This window comes from Microbacterium sp., from assembly GCF_031178445.1.
Lineage (GTDB): Bacteria > Actinomycetota > Actinomycetes > Actinomycetales > Microbacteriaceae > Microbacterium.
The window spans coordinates 150,603-169,929 of record NZ_JAPSIY010000004.1 but is presented as its reverse complement, the minus strand read 5'-3'; the positions used below and the strand labels follow the sequence as shown (position 1 = coordinate 169,929).

14 protein-coding genes are annotated in these 19,327 nt (G+C 71.0%); 2 read left to right on the top strand and 12 right to left on the bottom strand.

Annotated features, from left to right (window positions below):
- Positions 1-21 precede the first annotated feature (21 nt).
- Both RIN43_RS07470 and RIN43_RS07465 read right to left on the bottom strand, forming a co-directional pair.
- A complete protein-coding gene (locus tag RIN43_RS07470; protein ID WP_309128274.1) occupies positions 22-702 on the bottom strand; it encodes an FCD domain-containing protein in 681 nt (226 codons plus the stop codon).
- 121 nt (positions 703-823) lie between these two features.
- Positions 824-2,437, bottom strand: a complete 1,614-nt coding sequence (locus RIN43_RS07465) for a thiamine pyrophosphate-binding protein (RefSeq protein WP_309128273.1) — start codon at positions 2,435-2,437, stop codon at positions 824-826.
- Between the two features lie 104 nt (positions 2,438-2,541).
- Between RIN43_RS07465 and RIN43_RS07460 the strand changes: the two genes are divergently transcribed.
- On the top strand, positions 2,542-3,741 hold the full coding sequence (locus RIN43_RS07460; RefSeq protein WP_309128272.1) for a helix-turn-helix domain-containing protein: 1,200 nt from the start codon (positions 2,542-2,544) through the stop codon (positions 3,739-3,741).
- A 152-nt stretch (positions 3,742-3,893) separates the two neighbouring features.
- The gene (locus RIN43_RS07455) at positions 3,894-5,270 is read left to right on the top strand and encodes an aldehyde dehydrogenase family protein (protein ID WP_309128271.1); all 1,377 of its coding nucleotides are present in this window, start codon (positions 3,894-3,896) and stop codon (positions 5,268-5,270) included.
- Positions 5,271-5,292: 22 nt separating this feature from the next.
- On the opposite strand, the gene RIN43_RS07450 is transcribed toward RIN43_RS07455, so the two are convergent.
- The 10 genes from RIN43_RS07450 to RIN43_RS07405 form a co-directional block, all read right to left on the bottom strand.
- Positions 5,293-6,996, bottom strand: coding sequence for an FAD-dependent oxidoreductase (locus RIN43_RS07450; protein ID WP_309128270.1), 1,704 nt, complete (start codon positions 6,994-6,996; stop codon positions 5,293-5,295).
- Positions 6,997-7,007: 11 nt separating this feature from the next.
- On the bottom strand, positions 7,008-7,652 hold the full coding sequence (locus RIN43_RS07445) for a 4-carboxy-4-hydroxy-2-oxoadipate aldolase/oxaloacetate decarboxylase (RefSeq protein ID WP_309128269.1): 645 nt from the start codon (positions 7,650-7,652) through the stop codon (positions 7,008-7,010).
- Complete coding sequence (locus tag RIN43_RS07440) at positions 7,649-8,308, bottom strand: RraA family protein (protein ID WP_309128268.1); 660 nt, start codon at positions 8,306-8,308, stop codon at positions 7,649-7,651. The genes RIN43_RS07445 and RIN43_RS07440 overlap by 4 nt, the downstream gene beginning before the upstream one ends.
- 14 nt (positions 8,309-8,322) lie before the next feature.
- Positions 8,323-8,994: a 4-carboxy-4-hydroxy-2-oxoadipate aldolase/oxaloacetate decarboxylase gene (locus RIN43_RS07435; protein ID WP_309128267.1), complete on the bottom strand. Its 672-nt coding sequence runs from the start codon at positions 8,992-8,994 to the stop codon at positions 8,323-8,325.
- Position 8,995: 1 nt separating this feature from the next.
- On the bottom strand, positions 8,996-10,012 hold the full coding sequence (locus RIN43_RS07430; protein WP_309128266.1) for a hypothetical protein: 1,017 nt from the start codon (positions 10,010-10,012) through the stop codon (positions 8,996-8,998).
- A gap of 28 nt (positions 10,013-10,040) precedes the next feature.
- The gene (locus RIN43_RS07425; RefSeq protein ID WP_309128265.1) at positions 10,041-11,042 is read right to left on the bottom strand and encodes an amidohydrolase family protein; all 1,002 of its coding nucleotides are present in this window, start codon (positions 11,040-11,042) and stop codon (positions 10,041-10,043) included.
- Positions 11,043-11,197: 155 nt separating this feature from the next.
- Complete coding sequence (locus RIN43_RS07420; protein ID WP_309128264.1) at positions 11,198-13,063, bottom strand: FAD-dependent monooxygenase; 1,866 nt, start codon at positions 13,061-13,063, stop codon at positions 11,198-11,200.
- Positions 13,064-13,253: 190 nt separating this feature from the next.
- Positions 13,254-14,702, bottom strand: a complete 1,449-nt coding sequence (locus RIN43_RS07415) for an aldehyde dehydrogenase family protein (protein ID WP_309128263.1) — start codon at positions 14,700-14,702, stop codon at positions 13,254-13,256.
- A gap of 148 nt (positions 14,703-14,850) precedes the next feature.
- A complete protein-coding gene (locus tag RIN43_RS07410; RefSeq protein WP_309128262.1) occupies positions 14,851-16,524 on the bottom strand; it encodes a thiamine pyrophosphate-binding protein in 1,674 nt (557 codons plus the stop codon).
- A gap of 201 nt (positions 16,525-16,725) precedes the next feature.
- Positions 16,726-19,245 (bottom strand): ATP-dependent Clp protease ATP-binding subunit, encoded by a 2,520-nt coding sequence (locus tag RIN43_RS07405; RefSeq protein WP_309128261.1) that lies wholly within the window; start codon positions 19,243-19,245, stop codon positions 16,726-16,728.
- Between the last annotated feature and the right edge of the window lie 82 nt (positions 19,246-19,327).

Sequence of the window (19,327 nt, the reverse complement as noted above, 5' to 3'; positions counted from 1 at the left end):
TCAACCCTCTGCAGGGGCGGATCAGGACAGCACGTCGGCCATCGAGGTGCCGCGATGCCGCTCCACGGCGGATGCGGCGAGCGCATGATCGCGGCGTGCGATGGCCTCGGCGAAATCGAGGTGCGTGCGCAGCCGCTCGGGGGTGCTCGGGGCGGTCGCGCCCTCCAGCTCCTCGAGCGTGATGTAGTCGACCAGGTTCGTGTACAGACTGCGCAGCAGCTCGTTCGGCGTGACCCGCGCGATGCGCGCATGCAGGACCCAGATGGCGGATGCGGCATCCGGCGCGCCCCAGGCGGCCTCGAGCTCCTGCGCGAGACGGCTGATGTCGGCGATGTCTGCCTCGGTGGCGTGCTCGACGGCGTCGAGCAGCACGGCGCCGTCCAGCGCGTCCAGCACCCGCAGGCAGTTCGTCAGGGTCGCGCTCCCCTCACGCAGCCGCAGCAGCTGGTCGCTCAGCTGCATGAACGGCGAGCGCGCGGCGACGAAGATGCCCCCACCCGGACCCGGCTTGGCCTCGACCACGCCGCGGGAGCGCAGCAGCTGGATGGCCTCGCCGAGCGTCGCCGGAGCCACGCCGAACCGCGCCGCGAGCTCCTGCCTGCGCCCGACGAAGTGCCCGGGACGCCAGCCGCCCGAGGTGATCTCCTCCTCCAGGGCACGGGCGACCTGCACCGCGACGGCGGCGTTGGTGATCTGCGACATGACGCTCCCCTTCGATTCCGACGACGACCACCGAGGGCAGGCGTGTCTACAGATTAGACATACACGATGCATCCCCGCGCGCGCCGCCGTGACGGACCCGCATCCGGCACGGCGGGCGCGGTCAGTGCTTCTTCTCGTGGATGAAGCCCCACGGCGACGGGAACACGTCGACCGGCACCTTGATCACCGCGGGTCGGCCGGCGGTGATCGCCTGGCCGATCGCCCGCTGCACGGCATCCGCATCCTCGGCGAGCGTGAAGTCGATGCCGAACGCCTTGACGAGCAGCTCGAAGTCGGGGTTGGTCAGGTCGGAGCCGATGAAGCGCCCACCGTAGGTGTCACGCTGGATGCGCCAGACGTTGCCGAACCGGTTGTCCTCGAAGAGCACCGTGATCAGCGGGATACCGTACTTCTTCGCCGTCGCGAACTCCTGCAGCGACCAGCCGATGCCGCCGTCGCCCGTAACGACGACGACCGGGCGTCCGCCGGCGCCCACGGCCGCGCCGAGCGCGGTCGGCATCGCGTAGCCGAGCGTGCCCTGGTAGCCGGGCCAGACGTAGGAGTGCGGGGCGTGCACGGGATAGCCGTAGGTGGAGACGTAGCCGATCTGGGTCAGCTCGTTGACGAAGATGCCGTCGGCGGGAAGCGCGGAGCGGATGGCGTCGACGAAGGCCATCTGCGGGGCGACCTCGGCGCGCACCCGCGCCTCGCACTCCTCGCGAAGCCGGCGCAGTTCGCCACCCCAGCCCTCGCGGCGCTCGACGCGGTCGACCAGCGCCTCGAGCACGGCGGTGGCGTCGGCGTTCACTGCGATGTCGGGCCGGCGCGGCGCGCGCAGGTCATCGGCGTCGATGTTGACCAGCGCGAGGCGGGCGTCGCCGATGTTCAGCTGCTGGCCGAAGGGGGTCAGGAAGCGACTGCCGAACGAGACCACGGCATCCGCGGTCTCACGCAGCCCCCACAGCGCGAACGCCGGCAGCGCGTGCGGGTCGCGGGCGTCGATCGCGCCACGCCCGTTCTCGCTCATGACCACGGGTGCGTCGACCAGGTCGGCCAGGCGGGCGACGAGCTCGAACGCCTTCGGCCCGCGTACGCCGCCGCCCACGTGGAAGACCGGCTTGCTGCTCGCGGCCAGCATCGCCGCGATCTCGGCGACCCCGTCCTCGGGGGCGACCGGCGCCTCGACGGCGAAGGGATCGCCGACCTCGAGATCGGCGACGGCGTGCAGGATGTCGGGGCCGAGTTCGAGCGCCACGGGGCGCGGACGCCCGGTGCGCATCTGGCGGAAGCCCTCGTGCACGAGCTCGGGGATCTCCTCGACCCGGGTGGGCCGCGCGGTCCACTTGGTCAGGCCCTCGATCGTCTCGGTCTGCTTCGGGATCTCGTGCAGCGCGCCGAGGCCGGAGCCGACCAGCGTCGATGGGATCGTGCCGGCCAGCAGCATGACCTGCGAGGAGCAGGCGTAGGCGGTGGCCATGCCGGCGCCGGCGTTGAGCACTCCGGGACCGGGCACGACCATCGCGACGCCGGGACGGCCGGTGACGCGGTGGTACCCGTCGGCCATGTAGGTGGTGCTCTGCTCGTGGCGCGGCACGAGCAGGTCGAGCTCGTCCTGCCGGCGGTACATGCCGTCGGTGAGGCCGTCGAGCTGCACTCCCGGGATGCCGAAGACGGTCTCGGTCCCCTCGCTGATCAGGGCCTGGGTGAGCGCGTCGCCGCCTGTCATCTTCGCCATACGTTTTCGCCTCTCTCGGAAAATAACTATATTGAATATAGATCGTTGTTCCGGGGGCCACAAGTCGCGCGGCCCCGGCTCGGACGACGACATACAATCGGGCGGTGCGCGCACCGCGCCGCGTAGTGAGGTGGGCGATGAATCTCGAAGGGCAAGTACAGGCGTACGCCGACCGGCTCGGCCGGCCGATCATCGTGTTCGACGTCGACTTCAACGTCATCGCCTTCAGCGTCCACGACCGCGACGTCGACCATGCCCGGCTCGCGATCATCCTTTCGCACCGCGGATCTTCGCGCGCCCGCGACTCGATCCGCGAGTACCGGGTCGGGCAGGCCGACGGCCCCGTGCGGATCCCGCCGCTGGACGGCGGGAAGACCCGCCACGTCGCGCCGGTGCGCCATGAGGGCCACCTGGTCGGGTACATCTCGGCGACGATCCCCGACGAGGCGCCGGATGCGGAGCTCGTCGAGGACGACGCGATCCGCGAGGCGAGGGCGCAGATCGGCATGATCCTCGCCGCGATGGCCCTGGGCAACCGCGAGGACGAGGACCGCGCGCTGCGACTGGTGACGGCGCTGCTCGACGGCGACCCCGATCAGCGCGCCAGGGCGGCCGACGAGCTGCTCACCGGCGGGCTGATCTCGCCCGTGCCGCACTACACCGTGATCACCCTCTCGCCCCCGCCGGGCGCTGATGCCGGCTCGGCGACCCTGCGGCTGGCGCTCGACCGCGCACTGGCCTCCATCCCGGTGTTCCCCTCGCTCAAGGCGGTCGGAACCGTGATCGACGGCGAGGCCGTGCTCGTGGTGCCCTATGAGATCGATCGGGAACGACTCGCGGCGCTGCTGGCCCTGCCCGCCTTTACGTCGTTGCGCGCGGGAGTCGGCGGGGCGCACTCCCCGCTGGCCGCTGCGCACCGCTCGCGCCGCGAGGCCCGGATCGCCGCTCGCGGCGCGTCGATCGATCCCACCAGGGGCCCCGTCGTGCACTGGGACGAGCTGGGCCTCGACCGGGTGCTGCTGCAGCTGCCGCTCGAGAGGATCACCATGAGCGACCTGCCGGCGCCGGTGCAGCGACTGCTCGACGAGCAGTCGGGTCCCGACCTCGCCCGCACCCTCGAGGCCTACCTCGACTGCGGTTGCGATGCGCAGCGCACGGCGCAGGAGTTGCACGTGCATCGCAGCACGCTGTACTACCGACTCGACCGGGTGCGCGCGATCACCGATGTCGATCTGTCCGACGGACTGGTGCGGCGGGAGCTGCACGCCGCCCTGCGCGTCGCGACGCTCGCCGGCCTGCGCTGAGCCCCGCCCCAGCCCCGCGACTGTGAGCGGACCGACCAGGTGGCACACCGGCGGCCGGGGCCTGGCGCCACATCTACGAATTGAATATATTGAATGTATCTCATAGCTCGCGCGGCGACGGCGCCGTCCGCTCCGCCGGGAAAGGACCCGCAATGAACGCACTCCTGTCCGCCGTGTCCGCCGATGCCGGCACCGGTCGCCCGATCCTGGATGCCGCGACGCGGGAGGTCATCGGCCATGCGCCCGTGCAGACCGTCGCCGACCTCGATGCGGCGATCGTGGCCGCGTCCGCCGCGCAGCCCGCCTGGGCCGCCCTCGGGCACGCCGAGCGATCACGGCTGATGCGCCTGATCGCCGACGACATCGACGCGCAGGCCGAGGAGCTCGGCCAGATCATCACGCACGAGCAGGGCAAGGTCGCCGGCGCCGGCGAGGCGCACGGCGCGGCGCACTGGCTGCGCGATACCGCCGACATCGTCCTCGAGCCGCAGCGCATCGGCGACGGCGCCGAACTGCATTACGTGCCGCTGGGCGTCGTCGCCTCGATCGGGCCGTGGAACTTCCCCGTGATGATCGCCGTCTGGCACATCGCCCCCGCCCTGCGGATGGGCAACACGCTCGTCATCAAGCCGTCCGAGAACACGCCGCTGAGCGTGCTGGCCCTCATCGAGATCTTCAATCGGCATCTGCCCGAGGGCGTGGTCACCGCCGTCTCGGGCGACCGAGAGGTGGGCGCGGCGCTGGCCTCGCACCCCGGCGTGGCGAAGATCGTCTTCACCGGCTCGACCGCCACCGGCCGGCGCATCGTGGAGAGCTCGGCGAACAACCTCGCCCGCCTCACGCTCGAGCTGGGCGGGAACGACGCGGGCATCGTGTTGCCTGGCACCGACGTCGACGCCGTCGCGGACAAGCTGTTCTGGGGCGCGTTCATGAACACAGGCCAGGTGTGCGCGGCGCTCAAGCGGCTGTATGTGCACGATTCGGTCTACGACGAGATGGTGGCCGCCCTCGCCGAGCGCGCGGCATCCGCTCCGATGGGCTCGGGACACGACAAGAGCAACCGCCTCGGCCCGGTGCAGAATCCGTCGCAGTTCGACATCGTCTCGCGTCTCGTCGACGACGCCCGCGAGCGCGGCGCCCGGATCGTCACGGGCGGCGAGCCCGCCGCCGAGCTCGGCCCGCTGTTCTACCGCCCGACGATCATCGCCGATGTGGAGGACGGCGCCGCAGTCGTGGACGAGGAGCAGTTCGGTCCGGTGCTGCCGGTGATCCGCTACTCAGACGTCGACGACGCGGTGCGTCGCGCGAACGGCACCGAGCAGGGACTGGGCGCGTCGGTGTGGGGTGCGGATGCGGATGCGGCAGCGCAGGTCGCCGAGCGGCTGCAGGCGGGCACGGTGTGGATCAATCAGCACGGCGGCGTCGACCCGCAGGTGCCCTTCGGCGGCACCAAGGCCTCGGGCTACGGCCTCGAGTTCGGCGTGGAGGGGCTCAAGGCCATGGCCGCGACCAAGGTCATCCGCCGCTGAGCACGGCGTGGAAAGGGGCCGGTCACCGTCGGGTGATCGGCCCCTTTCCATCGTGCGATGCGCGCTCAGACGGATGCCGTGACCGTGCGCCGCGCAGCAGCTCCCACAGCTCCGCAGCGCGGTCGGCGTCGACGGCCTGTCCGCGCCACACCACCTGCTGGTCCTGGCGGACCAGGGTGAGCGGCATCCGGTACTCGGGCGGCAGCGCGGTGGCGTCGACCTCGACGATCCGGAACGGGATGCCGCGGGCCTCGGCCTCCGCGGCGAGCGCCGCCGCATCCGTCCCCCGCCGGGCGACCAGCGTGTACCCCGCCGAGAGCCGGTCGTACAGCGAGGAGCCGTCCTCGAGCGGGAAGTGCGGCGCGCGGCATCCGGGCACCGTCGACGGGGTGTACTCCCCCATCGAGTACCCGGGCGCCTGCTCCCCGTCGTACGCGATGATCGGCGAGGCGTCGTAGACGTAGCCGTAGTTGAGGCCCGCGGCAGCGAACTGCGGTTCGTTGAGCGTGCGCACGGCGGCGCCGAACGCGGCCCTGGCCTCCTCGCCCTCCGGAGTGGGATCCTCGAGCTCGACCGGCAAGGCCGGCTTGGCCAGCTTCCGCTGGTGGTTCATGGCGAAGTGCGACACCTGTTCGGTGATCGGCCTGCGCTCGGCCTCATAGGCATCGAGGATGCCCTCCTCGGCCCAGCCGCCCAGGTGCGCGCCGACCAGCCAGGTGAGGTTCAGCACGTCGGCGATGCCGGCGTTCATGCCGAAGCCGGCGAACGGTACCCACAGGTGGCTGGCGTCTCCGGCGATGAAGACGCGGCCGTCGCGGAAGCGGTCGGCGAGCAGCCGGCGCGCGATCCAGTCCTCCTTCGAGACGACCTCGTACTCGAAGTCGTCGTCGACGCCGAGGATGGCGCGGATCGCGGCGTCCCTGTCGACCGAGCCGTGCTCGGCCTCCTCCGACGTGAGGTACGTGTGCACCAGGAAGGTCTCGCGGCCATCGATCGCGTAGACGTGCCCGAGCCGGCGCGCGTTGAAGGTGTAGTACCCCCACGCCCGCGGCTCGGCAGCGGTCATGCGGTCGTAGAGCTCGGCCGAGCGGATGCACGTGGACTGCACGTGCTGCAGCACGGGGTCGCCGCTCAGCTTCGCGCCGATCTGCTTGCGCACGTTCGAGCGGCCACCGTCGGCGCCGATCAGGTAGCGGCCGCGCAGCTCCCGCTCGTTCTCGCCGTCGAGGTCGGACACGACCACGGTGACGCCCTCGGCATCCTGCCGCAGCGTGTGGAACAGGGTGCGGTTGAGCAGCGTCACCCCGGGCGCCTGCGCGGCGTGACGCGCCAGGATCGGCTCGAGGAAGGTCTGGTTGATGCGGTGCGGCGGCTCCGGTGTGCGCCAGCTGGTGTCGGGGCCGGCGCGCGAGGTGTACCGCTCGCCGCTCGCCGGGATCGGGATACGGGCCAGCTCGACGCCGGTGAGCGCCGTGCGGAAGGCGACATCCTGCGGGTAGTCGGCGGGAAGGCCGGCCTCGCGCACCTCGGCGGCGATGCCGAGCCGGCGGAAGCTCTCCATGGTGCGCGAGGCGACGTGGTTGCATTTCACGTTCGGGGGCTCGAGGAACTCGCGCTGCTCGACCACGATGACCGACACGCCTCGCGCGCTGAGGTCGAGGGCCGCGACGAGGCCCACGGGCCCTGCGCCGATGATGAGGACGTCCGCGTCCGGCTTCTGGCTCATGTCTCTCCGTCTCAGCGGTCGGTGCCGTGGATCGGCTCGCCGAGCCCGCGGAAGTCGTACACGTCGAGGGTCGTCTCGCCCGCGCGCAGCCGCGCCATGAAGGCGTCCTCCTTGACCGCACGCTCGCGCGAGGCGGCGAGCACCTCGTCGTAGCGCTCGGCGGGGATGACGACGATGCCGTCGCGATCGGCGACGATCACGTCGCCGCGGCGCACCACCCGGCCGCGCAGGGTGATCGGCGCACCCACAGCGCCCGGCCACTGCTTGATCGTGCCGCGGATCGAGATCGCGGTGCTGAAGGCGGGGAACCCAAGGGAGGCGAGCTGGGCGGTGTCGCGCACGCCGCCGTCGATCACGAGACCGTGGATGCCGCGCGCCTGGGCGGCGACTGTCATCACCTCGCCCCAGTAGCCGTACGCCCCGGCGCCCGCGTCCACGACGAGCACGTCGCCGGCGCCGGCCGACTCGATGCCGTGGTGCAGCGCCAGGTTGTCGCCGAGCTGCGCCGACACCGGGAACGCCCGTCCGACGAGCTGCGCGCCGCCCCACGCCGGGCGGAAGGCCGGGTCGAGGAAGAGGTCGCTGCGGGATGCCTCGTAGAGGGTGGCTGTGCCCAGTCGCAGCAGCTCTTCGGCATCCCGATCGAGGTCGGTCATGCCTCCGCTCCCGCGCGCTGCAGGTCGTGGTACCCGAACTGCGCCCGCGCCTCGGCGATGGACGCGCCGCCGAGCGCGGCGGCGAGGATCGACTCCTCCCGGGCGTGGATCATCTCGGCGGTCTCGAGGATCTGCTCCTCGATGTCCTGCGGGATCGCCACGACCCCGTCGGAGTCGCCGAGAAGGATGTCGCCGGGGCGCACGGTGACGCCGCCGATCGTGACGGGCCCCTGCTCCTCGGCCACCTCGACCCGGTCCTTGCCGGTGCGCATGAACCGGCCTCGGCTGTAGATCGGGTAGCCGATCGACAGGGCGCGATGGGTGTCACGGCAGACGCCCTCGATGACGGTGCCCGCGATGCCGCGGTGGTGGGCGACGGCGGTGAGGATGTCACCCCACACCGTGCAGTCGACGCGGCCGTCGTTGTCGAGCACGACCACCTGGCCCGGCTCGACCTGGTCGATGAAGTCGCCGACGGTGCCGGCGGGCACCTGCGCGCTGACGTAGCGCACGGTGAACGCGCGACCGGCCATGTGCTGGCCGTCGGCGAGCGGCGCGAGGCCGAGCAGGCTGCCGGGGCGCTTGTGCTTGTCGAGCGCGTCCGAGACGGTGGCGGTGCCGAGCGCGGCGAAGCGCTCGATGAGGGTGTCTGACATGTCTGCTCCGGCTGCTAGTGCTGGTCGGCGGTGACGGTGGGGAACTGCGAGTCGTGCATGACCTCGCTGACGTCGCGGCCGCTGCGCACGGCCTCGGCCATGCGCGCCTCACGGTCGGCGATGCGCTGCGCGAGGGCGATCACGCGTTCGGCCTGATCGGCTGCGACGAACACGACGCCGTTGACGTCGGCGATCACGTAGTCGTGCGACGCCACCGAGACGCCGGCGACCTGGATCCGCTCGTCCATGGCCTGCTGCACGATGCGCCCGCGGGCGCTGACCGGCACGGCCTGGCGTGCGAAGACCGGCAGGGCGAGCGCCTCGCTCTCCTGCACGTCGCGGCAGGCGCCGTCGACGATCACGCCGGCGATGCCGCGCTGCACGGCGGCCTCGGCGAGCAGGCCGCCCCAGCACGAGACGTCGATGCGGCCGTGGTTGTCGATCACGACGACGTCGTCGGGCTCGGCGATCGCGACCAGCGGCGTCGCGATGTGCGTCGCCGGCCCGGCCGCCGCCTTCGGCGCCGCGGTGACGGTGCGCACCCGGCCGGCGACCGTGCGGCCGGCCGGCCACATCGGCCGCAGCACGGTCACCGCACCGGGCAGCCCCAGGGTGTCGAGGGCGTCCGACACGGCGCAGCTGTCGAGCATCCCCAGCGCCGCGACGATCTCGGATGGCGAGGTCATCTCAGGCGCGCTCCCAGATGACGAAGCCCATCGCGTTGCCGGTGCCCGCCTCGGTGCGGTAGCACGGCTCGTAGTCGACGCCGGTGACCTGCAGGCCGACCTCGTCGGCGATGCCGGCGACGGCGATCCAGTTGCGCAGTTCGGAGGCGCCCGACATCATCTCGGATGCCGGCACCGACGACAGGTACTCGGCGTCGTGTTTCCGCATCGCCTCGATGAACTCGCTGTCGAGCTTCTCGTCGATCACGAAGTGGCTGAGGCCGCCGGAGGCGACGACGCCGACGCGCAGGTCGCCGGGGAACGACCTGATGGCGCGGCCGACGGCGCGGCCGAAGTCGTAGCAGCGCTTGGCGCTGGGCGGGTTCGGCTCCCAGAAGGTGTTGATGAAGATCGGCACCATCGGCACCGTGGACTCCTCGCCCATGAACCGCTGGTAGATGAAGCCGAAGCCGTGCGGGATCGAGTGGTTCTCGTAGCGACCGGCCGGCACGATCTCGGTGGCGCCGGTGTCGAAGTCGTCGGCCTGGGTGGACTGGATGATGTGCTTGCCCAGTTCACGGTGCGTCGGGCGGACGATGGTGTGGTCGGGCACGTCGCCCATGGCGGCCTCGGCGAGGCCGGGCGCCATCTCGTCGAGCTGCGCCTGGGTGAACGGCACGTGCGCCACCTCGTCGCCCCAGAACACCGAGAACGGCGCGAGCCACTCGTCGCCGTAGGTCTCCTTGTGATCGCTCGACACGATCACGAGCACGTCGACATCCTGCTCGGCGATGAAGCGCGACAGCTTGTCCATCGACGCCTGGCAGCTGTCCCAGCGGCGCTGCATGACGTCGTGCGTGATCTCGTGCGAGAAGTCCTCGCGCAGCTCGCGCAGTTCGTCGTAGGTGTAGGTGCCCCCGCGGAACTTCAGGCCCTTGCTACGGCGATCCGCGACGCCACGCGTCTCCCATGCCTCCGGCGGGGCGGCCTTCAGCTGCGGCCCGTGCGAGGTGCCGAATCCGGCGACGATCTCGGTCATGGTGGATTCCCTTCTCGAAGTGCGTTGCTCAGAGCCGGAACAGGCTGCGGGCGTTGTTCTCGAGCACGTCGGCGCGACGGTCGGAGTCGAGCCACTCGATGTCGTCGATGAGCAGGTGGATGTCGTCGAACCAGCGGCCTGTCTCGGGGTCGATCTGCGACCCTGTCCCCGGCTTCTCGGAGCCGAACAGCACCCGGTCGGTGCCGACGACCTTCATCAGCAGCTCCAGGCTGTCCTGCGTGTACAGGCAGGAGTCGAACCACAGGCTGCGGAGCTTGTCGAGGTACGAGACGCCGGTGCGCACCACCGAGGGCAGGAAGCGCCCGACCTGGTAGGGGATCGCGCCGCCGCCGTGCGAGACGATGACCTTCAGGTCGGGGAAGTCCTTCAGCACCTGCGAGTTGACCAGGCTCCACACCGCGACCGTCTCCTCCTGGATGAAGTGCAGGCTGTACGGCTCGCGGGCCGGGGGCTTGCAGCCGGCGGAGTGGATCATCACCGGCACGTCGAGCTCGCACAGCGTCTCGTACACCGGATACCAGTAGCGCTCGCCGAGCGCGGGCGGCGTCTCGGTGCCCTCATGCGGGTCGGTGTTCAGCATCGCGCCGACGAAGCCGAGCTCGGCGACCGTGCGGCGCAGCTCGTTCGTCCATTCGGCCGGCGACAGGTCGGGGCTCTGCGGCATCCCGGCCACGCCCTTGAAGCGCCCGGGGAACAGCTCGGTCGCGCGGTGGATGAGGTTGTTGGTCTCCTCGGTGAACCACTGCACGAGCTTGGCGGGCCGCTCGCTGTGCATCATCTGGAACGGACGCGGCGAGATCATCTGCAGGTCGATGCCGGCGCCGTCGATGTGCGCCATGTGCGAGACGTTTCCGAAACTCGGGTGCGGCGCGTTGTACGACTCGATCAGGGCGTCGTCGCTGATCACGGGAGGCTTGCCGCCGTGCGCACCCCGATGGGAGAGCAGCGAGGCCTTCCACGCGTAGTACGCGTCGGGGGCGGACATGTGGCCGTGGACGTCGATGATCACGGTTTCTCCTTGAGGCTGCAGAGGTCGGGAAGCGGCGCTGGTTCGACGCTACGAGAGCGCCGTTCCGAGAGGATCGGTGCGCTGCGGGAAACTTGCGCCAACCGATCCGACACCGTGTACGAACAGGCGGTGCGACCGGCGCGAGCATCCCGTCATCACTGCACCAGCACGTTGGCCGCGGCCCGGATGCGGCGCAGGTACGGCTCGGCGGGGTCGTGGTCGAGGCGGTCGCCGCCGCGCACGATCACGGCGAGCGCGTCGGCCAGCGCCGCCGCCGGATCGGCCGGGAGGGATGCGGCACGCCACGCCACCTTGCGATCGGGGCGCACCAGCAGCGCGCCGTCGTCGCCGGTCTGCCTGGCGTCGCGCCAGGCGACGTCATCGTCGGCGATCGCTACGACGACGACGGGCATGCCGCCGCCTGCGGCCTGGACTGCCTCGCGCCAGGCGGGCGCCGCCGACGCGGAGGTGAGCAGCGTCAGTCCAGCGGGTGCGATCAGATCGTGCGAGGAGACGTGCTCGCCCTCGGTCGACAGCCACACGTGCGGCAAGTGGTGGCCGGGGCGGGAGGTCGGGTGAAAGGCGACCGGGTCGGACGGGTCGCCCGGCACGGGGGTGCCATCGGGCACGAGCGCACCGTCGTCGTAGTGGTACCCGGCCTCCACGCCGAGCTGGCTGTAGTCGTGCGCGTTGTGCGCCACCTCGGCCGCGACCTGTGCGCGCATCGCCTCGCCATCCTGGGTGTCGCTGACGAACACCTCGAGGTTGCGGAAGCCCTCCTGCTCGTCGTCGCCGAACCCCAGCGCCGCGGCGATCGGAGGATGCCGGTTGGCGTTCTCGAGCGAGTGCGCCGTGTACCAGGCGACGATCGGGCGGCGCTCGGCCTGATAGCTGTCGAGCAGAGCGTCGGGCGCCTGACCGGCGATCACGGCCCCGATCTTCCAGCACAGGTTCTGCGCATCCTGGATGCCGCTGTTGAGCCCGAGCCCGCCGGTGGGTGGATGCTTATGCGCGGCGTCGCCGGCGAGGAACACCCGGCCGACCCGGAACCGGTCGGCGACCAGGCCGTGATAGCTCCACCGGGTCATCGAGTGCATGGTGATCTCGTGATCGTCGGCGAGTCCCAGCATCCGCCGGATGGAGGCGAACAGGGCCGCCTCGTCGTCGGTGTCGCCCTCGACCATCCACGCCGCGACCGACACCAGCCATTCCTCGGAGTCCCGGTTGTAGTGCGTGGGGCCGAGCGCCTGGATCGTGCCGCGCCGGCGCGCGCCGCCGGCGGGGTGCAGGAAGTGGCCGAGCAGGGCGTCCGGCTCCGACCACGCAGAGAGGTCCATGCTGACGTGGTAGTTGACCACCTCGCGCATGTCGCGCGGGCCCTCCAGCCCGACGCCGAGCATCTCGGCGCTGTCGCGCCCGCCATCGGCAGCGATCACATAGTCGGCGCGGATGCGGCGGGTCTCGCCGCTGTCGCGATCGCGGATCGTGACGACGGCGGAGTCGGCGTCCTGGTCGATGCCGATGACCTCCTGGCGCTTGCGGATGCGGCCGGGCGCAGCGTCGAGCGCGTGCCGGTACAGCAGGGGGTCGAGGCGCAGCTGCGGCATGTTGGCGAACGCCCGCGGGCTGGAGGAGCGGTAGCGCTCGGCATCCTCTCCCCCGCCCCACGCGGGCACCTCTCCGATCTTCATGCCGTCGAAGCGGCCGGGCCCGGTGGCAGTGGTGTACCAGACGGCCTTGCGCCAGCGGTCGTGCGTGGGGGTGGCCGCGTAGATGTCGTCGGCGACGCCCATGTCGCTGAACGCCTCCATGGTGCGAGGGTTGAGCAGATGGGCGCGCGGGAAGCGGAACACGAAGTCGCGACGCTCGACGAGCAGCACCTCGATGCCCTGCTGTGCGAGCAGCATCGCGCACGACAGGCCGACGGGCCCTCCGCCCATGATCAGGACCTGCGTGTCGTTCCAGACGTCTTCGTCGATGGGCGGCAGCGGGGCGCGGGGGCTCTTCACGGATGCGGGCACGGACTCCTCCTCGGATGCGGGAATCCCAGGCTAGGAAGCGCCGATCCGGCGCCGATACGTGAGGAAGATGCGAAACTCCGCGGCTCGTTCCGACACGATGTCGCATCGCGGCATCCGCGCGGGCACGACGAAGGAGAGCGGGCCATCCCCCTCAGGCCGACCCGCCCTCCTCCCTGGCGCAGGCCGGGTCTCAGCCTGTGATCGTCGGGACGGTCACCCACTGCCAGTAGGTGAACTCGTCCAGGTTCCAGTGGCCGCCGTGGCGTCCGCCGTTGCCCGAGGCGCCGATGCCACCCATCGGGATGTGCGCGGCGTCGTAGATGGTCTGCCCGTTGAGCGCGACCATGCCGGCGCGCAACCGCGACGCGAAGCCGAGCGCCTTGGCGACGTCGCGGCTGTGGATGGCGGCGGTCAGGCCGTAGTCGCTGGCATTCGCGAGGGCGAGGGCCTCGTCGTCGGTCGAGAAGCGGGTAACCGGCGCGACGGGTCCGAAGATCTCGCTGCGGAACGCGGCGTTGTCGGGGGCGACGGCATCGAGCACGGTGGGCTGGTAGAAGACGCCGTCGTGCGATCCGCCACGCACCAGGCGGGCGCCGTCGGCGAGAGCCGTGTCGACGATGCCCTGCACCCGCTCGGCCTGGCCGACTGTGATCAGCGGGCCGAGCGTGGTGCCCTCGGCGAGCGGGTCGCCGAGTCGCATCCCGTCCGCCGCGGCGGCGAGCCGTTCGACGTACTCGTCGGCGACGCTCTCGTGCACGAGGTGGCGGCCGGTGGCCATGCAGATCTGGCCCTGGTGGCGGAACGATCCGCCGACGCCGCAGGCCACGGCGTGGTCGAGGTCGGCGTCGGGCATGACGATGAAGGCGTTGTTGCCGCCGAGCTCGAGCACCACCCGCTTGAGCATCCCGCCGGCGACCTCGCCGACGCGCCTGCCCGCGGCCGAGGAGCCGGTGAAGGAGATGACGCCGGTGTGCGGCGAGCGCACCACGGCCTCGCCCGTCTCGGGTCCGCCGGGCAGGATGTGCAGGATGCCGTCGGGGAGCCCTGCGCGGCTGAAGATCTCGGCGATGAGCGCGCCGCCCGAGAAGGCGGTCTTCACGTCGGGCTTGACCAGCACGGCGTTGCCCAGGGCGATGGCCGGGGCGACCGAGCGGATGGCGAGCATGAGCGGGGCATTCCACGGCGAGATCACGCCGACCACGCCGACCGGGATGCGGCGGGCGATGCCGAGCGTCGTCGGGTCGTCGACGGGCAGCACGTCACCCTGCGACACGGTGACGAGGCTCGCCGCCTCGACGAGCTCGTCGATCGCCTTGTCGATCTCGTGCCTGGCCTTGGCCGGCAGCGAGCCGCTCTCGCGGATCAGCACGTGCTCGGCGTCTTCGCGGATGTCGCGCAGCGCCTGCGCGGCCCTGGTGAGCACGCCCGCGCGCTCGCGGTACGACGCGGCGGCCCAGGCGGGCTGTGCCTCGACGGCACGGGCGCCGGCGCGCTCGACGTCCTGCTCGTCGGCGATGCCGACGGTGCCGACGAGTCCGCCATCGCCGGGCGAGCGAACGGGCTGGTTGCCGCCGCCGGGCTCGCGCCAGCCGTCGGAGTGGATGCGGCCGTCCACCGCCTCCCTGTCCCAGCGCGCCATCGCGCCCTCCTGCCTGTCGCCTGTTCGGCCGTCGCGTGATCCGAAGCCCTTGCGATGCTAGCCGCTGCCTGAGCGGGCCGGCTTCCGCGCCGCGTAGCGAAATCGGAGAGCCGCATCCGACGCGGTGTCGCGGTCGGCCTCTGCGCCGCTACTGCCAGAGCGCGTCGCTGACGCGCACCTCGATGAGCCGGGGCCCGTCCTGCGCGGTGCGGCCGAGCTCAGCTGCGACGGCCGCCCGCAGTCCGGCGGCCCCGGTCACCGTCTCCGACGGGATGCCGAAGGAGCGGGCGAGCCCGCCGATGTCGAGACCGCTGATGTCGGTGAGCGGGTACTCCCCGGTGCGACTGGCGGCGCCGCCGCTCTTCATCAGCCCCGAGATGACGGCCTGATAGCGCCCGTTGTTCACCACGAGATAGGTCACGGGGATGCAGTGGCGCGCGGCGGTCCACAGCGCGGGCACGCCGAACTGCAGCACGCCGTCGCCGACGACCGCGATGGTGCGCTCTGCCCTGGCCAGCGCCACGCCGGCCGCCGCGCCCATCCCCCAGCCGAGCGATCCGCTCGCAGTGGCGAACAGCGAGTCGTCGTCGTCACGTTCGAGGAATCGCAGCAGCGGCAATGTCGAGGTCACGCCGTCGAGCACGAGCACTCCCTCGGTGCCGAGGGAATCGGCGAGCACGCGCATGGCGACGGCGGCGTCGAAGGCCCCGCCCTCGGCATCCGCCGGGACATCACGCCGCCACCCCGCGAGCCGGGACTCGTGCTCGGCTCGGGCCTGCGCGAGATGCTCGCGCTGCGGGGCGGAGTCGACGACGTCCCGCGTCGCGGCGTCGAGGGTGGCGGCGAGGTCTGCCAGTGCGGCGGCCGTGTCGCCCACCAGTGCCGCGGCCGGCGCGTAGCGCCGTCCGGCCTCGGCCGCGTCTTCGGTGATGTGCAGCACCGGCACGCCGTGCGGCAGGATCGCGACCTCTGCCGAGAACTCCAGCGGCGTCGGCATACCGGCGAGGATCACGAGGTCGCTCTCCGCGACCGCCGGAGTGCGCGGATCAAAGAGACCGCAGTGGTGCGGGTGCGAGGTGCGCAGCGGCCACCTCTCCAGGTCACGGCGGGACTCCGCGTACAGCGGCGCCCCGATCCGCTCGGCGATGCTCTCGAGAGCGGCGGTCGCCCGCCTGCGCGCCACGTCGGAGCCTGCGACGATGACCGGCCTGCGGCTGGCGCGGATCGTTTCGACGGCGCATACAACGGATTCCGCGGAGGGGCGCTGGCGCGCCGGCATCCTCCGTCCGGCACTGGTCCCGGTCGCGTCCGCGGCGGCGAGGTGATCCTGCGGGACGGCGAGGATCGAGGGCTGCTCGGGCACCACGGTGCTGCGCCACAGGGCGCGGTCGACGTCGTCGACGAGCGCGTCGGCGCGCAGGTTGAGCCACGCGTGCCCGACGTACGGCGCCGCCGTGTCGAGCAGGCGCGGGGAGGTGGTCAGAGCACGGTGCGGCAGCGTGGCCGTGCCCTTCACACCCACGATCACCGCGACGCTGCTGCGGGCGACCTGCGCGGCATAGAGGTGCGCCAGCCCGTTCGCCAGGCCGACGTTGGTGTGCAGATAGGCGACGCCGATGCCACCGGATGCGCGGGCGTAGCCGTCGGCCCTCGAAACCGAGATCGCCTCGTGCGTGGTGAGCACGAACCGGGGGTCGCGATCGCTGTACTCGGGTTCCGCCAGGGCATCGAGCAGCGGGATCTCGCTCGTACCCGGGCAGCAGAACACGTGCGGCACGCCCCAGGCCCGCAGCGTGTCGAGCATCTGGCTGGCGGCGGACATCGCGCTCCTCGCGGTCGGTGTGCCCCCGACGCTACGAGGCCGGCCGGCCGGCCGCCTCCCCCACGGTGCCGGAACCCCGGGGGCGCGCGTCCGACGCCGTGTCGCCCGCCGCACCACGGGTCGCGTGCCATCCCCTGAGACGACGAAGGGGCGCGGATGCCGCAGCATCCGCGCCCCTTGGAGCGGTTTCGATCAGTCCGTTCAGCCGGCGGCGAGATCCGGCGTGGCGGAGATGCCGCCACCCGTGTTCACGCCCACCGAGACCTTCTCGCCGCGCGGAGCGTGCTGGAAATCGAACTTGCCGTCCACGACGTCGACCTTCACATGGTCGCCGGCGTTCAGCTGACCGTGCAGGATGCGCTCCGAGAGCTGGTCCTCGATCTCACGCTGCATGGCGCGGCGCAGCGGCCGGGCGCCGAGAGCCGGGTCGAAGCCGATCTCGATCAGCTCGTCCTTGGCGGCATCCGACAGCTCCACCGTCATGTCGCGATCGAGCAGGCGATCCCCGAGCTGCTTGGTGAACAGACCCACGATCTGACGCAGCTCGTCCTTGTTGAGCTGCGGGAAGACGATGATGTCGTCGACGCGGTTGAGGAACTCGGGCTTGAAGTGGCGCTTGAGCTCCTCGTCGACCTTGCCCTTCATCCGCTCGTAGGTGGTCTGCGCGTTGCCCTCGATCTGGAAGCCGACCGGACCGCCCGCGATCGCCGACGAACCGAGGTTGGTCGTCATGATGATCACGGTGTTCTTGAAGTCGACGATGCGTCCCTGACCGTCGGTCAGACGACCCTCCTCGAGGATCTGCAGCAGCGAGTTGAAGATGTCGGGGTGCGCCTTCTCGATCTCGTCGAACAGCACCACGGAGAACGGCTTGCGGCGCACCTTCTCAGTGAGCTGTCCGCCCTCTTCGAAGCCGACGAACCCGGGAGGGGCTCCGAACAGACGCGAGACGGTGTGCTTCTCGCCGAACTCCGACATGTCGAGCGAGATCAGTGCGCCCTCGTCATCGAAGAGGAACTCCGCGAGCGCCTTGGCGAGCTCGGTCTTTCCCACGCCGGTGGGACCGGCGAAGATGAACGAGCCCGAGGGGCGCTTCGGGTCCTTGAGACCGGCGCGCTGACGACGGATCGTGCGCGACAGGGCGGCGATGGCCTCTTCCTGGCCGACGACGCGCTGGTGCAGCGCCTTCTCCATGAAGACCAGACGGCTGGACTCCTCCTCGGTGAGCTTGAACACCGGGATCCCGGTCGCCTGGGCGAGCACCTCGGCGATCAGGCCCTCGTCGACCACGGCGTGCGACTGCACGTCGCCCGCGCGCCACTGCTTCTCCAAGCGCAGCCGCTCGCCGAGCAGCTCCTTCTCCTGGTCGCGCAGCGCGGCTGCCCGCTCGAAGTCCTGCTCCTCGCTGGCTGTCTCCTTCTGCTCGCGCACGTTGGCGATGCGCTCGTCGAACTCGCGCAGCTCAGGCGGGGAGGACAGGATGCTCAGGCGCAGTCGCGCACCGGCCTCGTCGATCAGGTCGATCGCCTTGTCCGGCAGGAAGCGGTCCGAGACGTAGCGGTCGGCGAGGTTCGCAGCGGCCACGATCGCGCCATCGGTGATCTGCACCTTGTGGTGCGCCTCGTAGCGGTCGCGCAGGCCCTTCAGGATGTTGATGGCGTGCGGCAGCGTGGGCTCGTTGACCTGCACCGGCTGGAAGCGGCGCTCGAGCGCGGCATCCTTCTCGAAGTACTTGCGGTACTCGTCGAGCGTGGTCGCGCCGATGGTCTGCAGCTCGCCGCGGGCGAGCAGCGGCTTCAGGATGCTGGCGGCGTCGATCGCGCCCTCGGCAGCGCCCGCACCCACCAGGGTGTGGATCTCATCGATGAAGACGATGATGTCGCCGCGGGTGCGGATCTCCTTGGTGACCTTCTTCAGACGCTCCTCGAAGTCTCCGCGGTAGCGGGAGCCGGCGATCAGCGAGCCGAGGTCGAGCGAGTACAGCTGCTTGTCCTTCAGCGTCTCGGGCACGTCGCCCTTGACGATCGCCTGCGCGAGGCCCTCGACGACGGCGGTCTTGCCGACGCCGGGCTCGCCGATGAGGACGGGGTTGTTCTTGGAGCGGCGCGAGAGGATCTGCATGACCCGCTCGGCCTCCTTCTCGCGGCCGATGACCGGGTCGAGCTTGTTCTCGCGCGCGGCCTGGGTGAGGTTGCGGCCGAACTGATCGAGTACCTGCGAGCCACCCTGCGCGGACTGCTGGTTCTCGTTGGCGGTCGCCCCGACGGCCGCGGGCTCGCGACCGGGTGCCCCGGAGAGCAGCTGGATGACCTGCTGGCGCACCTTGTTCAGGTCGGCGCCGAGCTTGACGAGCACCTGGGCGGCGACGCCTTCGCCCTCGCGGATCAGACCGAGCAGGATGTGCTCGGTGCCGATGTAGTTGTGGCCGAGCTGCAGCGCCTCACGCAGCGACAGCTCGAGCACCTTCTTGGCGCGCGGGGTGAAGGGGATGTGGCCGGTCGGCTGCTGCTGACCCTGACCGATGATGTCCTGCACCTGCTCGCGCACTGCGTCGAGGGAGATGCCCAGACTCTCGAGCGCCTTGGCGGCGACGCCCTCGCCCTCGTGGATGAGGCCGAGCAGGATGTGCTCGGTGCCGATGTAGTTGTGGTTGAGCATCTTCGCCTCTTCTTGGGCGAGGACGACCACTCGACGGGCTCGGTCCGTGAATCTCTCGAACATGCTGTGACTTCCTTTCGCACGCGGCGAAGCGGCGGTAGCGCCTTGTACATCGAGCGTAACGAGCGAGCGGATGCGGCAAGGC